At 75.2% G+C, this 2,209-nt stretch carries 1 protein-coding gene; it reads right to left on the reverse strand.

Translation table 11 applies throughout. The features are described from left to right. The coding region (locus AC5WS8_RS39010) for a type I polyketide synthase (protein WP_496108213.1) at positions 1–2,209 on the reverse strand (2,209 nt) is incomplete at both ends.

Here is a 2,209-nt window from a genome sequence, read left to right on the forward strand (position 1 = left end):
TGGCTGCGCGAACTCGGTGCGGTTCAGCACGTCCCCGTCCTCGCCGAACACGACCTCCCGCAGCGGGCGCGGCAGTTCGGCGTCCAGGTGGGCGCAGGCCGTGTCGAAGGCGTCCGCGAAGACCGGATACGTGTCGTACAACTCGCGCCCTGCACCGAGGCGTTGCGAGCCCTGACCGGCGAACAGGAAAGCGGTGCGGCCGTCGGTGGGCGCCGAGCCGACGACGGCGCCGGCCGCCGCCTCGTCCGCGGCGACCGCGCGCAGTCCGCGCAGCAGTTGGTCGCGGTCGGTGCCCCACACCACGGCGCGGTGCTCGAACACCGAGCGGGTGCGGACGAGGGACGCGGCGACCTCGGCCCCGACGGCGCCGGGGCGCGCCTCGACGAAGTCGGCGAGCCGCTCGGCCTGGGCGCGCAGCGCGGCACGGGTACGGCCGGACACGAGCCAGGGCAGCAGGGGCGGTTCGGGGATGACGGTGGGGGGCTCGTCGTCCGCGTCGGCCGGGGCGGGTTCCGGTTGCTCCAGGACGACGTGGGCGTTGGTGCCGGACACGCCGAACGCGGACACCCCGGCGCGGCGGGGACGGCCCTCGGTCCGCGGCCAGTCGGTGTTCTCGGTCAGCAGGACTACGCCACCGGCCGACCAGTCGACGTGCGAGGACGGCTCGTCCACGTGCAGGGTGCGCGGCAACACCCCGTGCCGCAGGGCGAGCACCGTCTTGATGATGCCGGCGACGCCCGCGGCGGCCTGGGTGTGACCGATGTTCGACTTCAACGAGCCGAGGTACAGGGGCTGTTCGCGGTCCTGGCCGTAGGTGGCCAGAAGGGCCTGCGCCTCGATCGGGTCGCCGAGGGCCGTACCGGTGCCGTGCGCCTCGACGGCGTCCACGTCGGCCGGGGCGAGCCCGGCGTCGGCCAGCGCGGCACGGATGACGCGCTGCTGGGCGGGCCCGTTGGGCGCGGTGAGACCGTTGGAGGCGCCGTCCTGGTTGACCGCGGAGCCGGCGATCACCGCGAGCACGTCGTGCCCGTTGCGGCGGGCGTCGGACAGCCGCTCGACGACGAGGACGCCGACACCCTCGGCCCAGCCGGTGCCGTCGGCGTCGTCGGAGAACGCCTTGCAGCGCCCATCGGCGGCGAGACCGCCCTGGGCGCTGAACTCGACGAACGCGCCCGGGTCGGCGAGCACGGTGACGCCGCCCACCAGGGCGAGGTCGCACTCGGCGGACCGCAGGGACTGCGCGGCCAGGTGCAGTGCGACGAGGGAGGACGAGCACGCGGTGTCGACAGTGACGGCCGGCCCCTCGAAGCCGAAGGTGTAGGCGATACGGCCGGAGGCCACGCTGCCGGCGACGCCGGTCAGCAGCTGTCCGTCGAGTCCCTCGGGCACTTCGCGCAGTCCGATGCCGTAGCCGGAGCTGCCGGCGCCGACGAACACGCCGGTACGGCTGCCGTGCAGCGAGTCCGGCCGGATCGCGGCGTGCTCCAGTGCCTCCCAGGACGCCTCCAGCAGCAGTCGCTGCTGCGGGTCGACGGCGAGGGCCTCGCGGGGCGAGATGCCGAAGAAGCCCGGGTCGAACTGCGCGGCGTCGGTGAGGAACCCGCCGGCGCGCGTGTGGCTGCGGCCTCGGCGGCCGCCGTCGCCGCCGCTTCCGCCGTGGACGGAGCCGTGGAGCGCGTCGAGATCCCAGCCGCGGTCGGTGGGGAACTCCGAGATCGCGTCCGTCCCTTCGACGACCAGGTGCCACAGGTCGTCCGGGCCGGTCACATCGCCGGGCAGTCGGCAGGCCATGCCGACGATGACGACCGGGTCGTCCGTGGTCGAGGCGACCGGGACGGGCACCCGCCCGGTGTCCTGCGGGTCAGGGTCGTCGGCGAACAGCTCCCGGCGCAGCAGCCGGGCCAGGGCGGCCGGGGTCGGATGGTCGAAGACGAGGGTGCTGGGCAGCTTCAGACCGGTCTCGGCGGAGAGCCGGTTGCGGAGCTCCACCGCCGTCAAGGAGTCGAAGCCGAGGTCGCGGAAGGACCGGGTGGCCTCCACCGCGCCGGCCCCGGTGTGCCCGAGCACGGCGGCGGCACCTCCGCGCACCAACTCGAGCAGCCCACGGTCGCGTTCGGCGGTCGGCAGGCCGGCGAGGCGGGCCCGCAGACCCGCCCCGGGCGTGTCGCCGGCACCGGTGCCGGCGGGCTGATCGGGCGCGATCCGCGCT

This window comes from Streptomyces sp. PTL18 (assembly GCF_059510295.1).